The organism is Ancylomarina euxina, assembly GCF_003863355.1.
Classification (GTDB): Bacteria; Bacteroidota; Bacteroidia; order Bacteroidales; family Marinifilaceae; genus Ancylomarina; species Ancylomarina euxinus.
In genome coordinates, this window is sequence record NZ_QQWG01000047.1 from 1 (window position 1) to 3,152 (window position 3,152).

Annotated in this window: 1 protein-coding gene; it reads left to right on the forward strand. The window is 36.4% G+C overall.

Annotated features, from left to right (window positions below):
- The coding region (locus DWB61_RS17465; protein ID WP_225423417.1) for a beta strand repeat-containing protein at positions 1 to 3,152 on the forward strand (3,152 nt) is incomplete at both ends.

Here is a 3,152-nt window from a genome sequence, read left to right on the forward strand (position 1 = left end):
CCAACATTGATACTTATTTAAATACAGCATCTAATATAAAATATACAGGGGCTTCGAATGTTAATGGAAACGATGCGGCTACTTTAACACTAACCGCAAATGATGGAGGTTATACTGGAACAGGTGGTGGAACGGATGTTTCTTTGGGAACAGTTAATGTTGATATTACTGCCATTAACGATGATCCAAGCATTTCAGGTTTACCAACTGATATTACAGTTACTGAAGATGTGGCAAGTAATGTTGATCTTTCTGCTGCTACTTTAATTGATGTTGATGCAGGATCAAACAGTATTGTATTAACTGTTGCTGCGTCAGCAGGCACTCTTACTGCTAGTTCGGGTGGTTCAGTCACCATTGGCGGTTCAGGTACAGGGACATTAATTTTAACGGGGACAGTTGCTAATATTGATACTTATTTAAATACCGCATCTAATATAAAATATGCAGGGGCTTCTAATGCAAATGGAAACGATGCGGCTACTTTAACACTAACCGCAAATGATGGAGGTTATACAGGAACAGGTGGCGGAACAAATGTTTCCTTAGGAGCAGTTAATGTTGATATTACAGCAGTTAACGATAATCCTACAGCAAGTAATTTTTCAGCAACAGCAATATATGAAGGAACATCTTATGTATTTGCAACTTCCGACTTTGGATATTCAGATTCTGATGGAGATAATTTGGTTAAGATTGCAGTTAATTTAGTACCTGTTAATGGCATTTTATATATTGATGCCGATAATGATGATGATTACGATGTAGGTGAGGAGCTAGCTGGTGGAACCAGTGTGAGCAGGGCTAATTTAGATAATGGAAATTTGCAGTACTATAATACAGATGGAGCAAGTGCTTATTTTCAATTTGTTGTGTACGATGGCTTTGTCTATAGTTCATTAATTTATGTAGCTACATTAACAGTTATTTCAGAACCAACTGTAACACTAAGTTTGGACCCCATATCTACAATTTCTGAAAATGGAGGAACAACAAATGTAAAAGCAACATTATCTCACAGTTTTAATAAAAATGTAACAACAAATCTTCTTGTTTCAGGACTAGCAACTGGTTCGGGTACCGATTATACTTTACCTGCATCATCAATAGTAATATCAGCGGGGAATACGTCTAACTCAATACAACTTTCTTCTGTTAGTGATGATATAGATGAAAATGATGAAACAGTGATAATTGATATTTTATCAGTTACAAATGGTACCGAATCGGGAACACAACAAGCTACAGCAACAATACTTGATGATGATGCAACTCCAACAATAGCATTTAATTCTACAATTTCAAGTGGTTTAGAATCAGTAAGTAGTGCTAATCTACAAGTTGATTTATCGGCTGCAAGTGGATTGACAGTTTCAGTTGATTACACCGTTACAGGATCTGCAACAGGCAGCGGAACAGATTATACATTGGCTAATGGAACATTGGCTATAGTAGCAGGTGATGCGACTGATAATATCACAATTGTAAGTATTGTGGATGATTTACTGGATGAGAATAACGAAACTGTTATTGTGACGCTGTCGAATCCTGTAAATGCAACCTTAGGAACAAACACTGTTCATACTTATATAATTAATGATGATGATGCAACTCCAACTATAGCTTTTAATTTAAGTAGTTCTAATGGAGCAGAATCTGTAAGTAGTGCAAATTTACAAGTTGATTTATCGTCAGCTAGTGGATTAACAGTTGCAGTTGATTACACCGTTACAGGAACAGCAACAGGCAGTGGAACAGATTACACTTTAGTAAATGGAACTTTAACTATTCCTGCTGGTACTTCTAATAGCAATATCACAATAGCCGGTATCGTTAACGATTTATTTGATGAGAACAACGAAACAGTTATAGTTACTTTGTCGAATCCTTCAAATGCTACTTTAGGAACTAAAACTGTTCATACTTATACTATTGAAGATGATGATGCCACACCAATTATAGCTTTTAATTTAAGTAGTTCTAATGGAGATGAATCTGTAAGTAGTGCAAATTTACAAGTTGATTTATCAGCTGCAAGTGGATTAACAGTTACTGTTGATTACATCGTTACAGGAACAGCAACAGGCAGCGGAACAGATTATACCCTGGCCAATGGAACATTGACAGTAGCAGCAGGTGATGCAACTGATAATATTACAATTGCTAGCATTGTCAATGATTTGTTGATTGAAAATAATGAGACGGTTATTGTGACTCTTTCAAATCCAACGAATGCCATCTTGGGAATCAATACGTTGCACATCTATACGATTACAGATAATGATACTCCGCCGGAGGTCGCTTTCAATTTGGTTTCTTCAGTTGGATTAGAATCGATTGGTAGTGCTGATTTGCAAGTTGATCTTTCTGCGGCATTTGGTTTTACTATTACTGTTGATTACACGGTTACTGGCACAGCAAGTGGAAGTGGAGTTGATTATACTTTAGCAGATGGTACCTTAACGATTGCTGCCGGAGATGCTAGCGATAACATCACAATAGGAAGTATTGTGGATGATTTACTGGATGAGAATAACGAAACTGTGATTGTGACGCTGTCGAATCCTGTAAATGCAACCTTAGGAACAAATACTGTTCATACTTATACAATTAATGATGATGATGCCACACCAACTATAGCTTTTAATTTAAGTAGTTCTAATGGAGCAGAATCAGTAAGTAGTGCTAATCTACAAGTTGATTTATCGGCAGTGAGTGGATTAACAGTTACTGTTGATTATTCAGTAAATGGTAATACCGCAAGTGATGGAATTGATTTTATTCCAGCTAGTGGAACTCTTACTTTTGCAGCGGGTGATACAGAAGCCGATATCACTATCGCAAGTATTATCAATGATTTATTTGATGAGAATAATGAAACAGTGATTGTAACCTTGTCGAATCCTTCAAATGCTACTTTAGGAACTAATACTGTTTATACATATACAATTAATGATGATGATGCAACACCAACAATTGAATTTAATTCTACAAGTTCAAGTGGTTTAGAATCAGTAAGTAGTGCGAATTTACAAGTTGATTTATCAGCTGCAAGTGGATTAACAGTTTCAGTTGATTACACCGTTACAGGAACGGCAACAGGCAGTGGTACAGATTATACATTGGCTAATGGAACACTGACTATTGCAGCG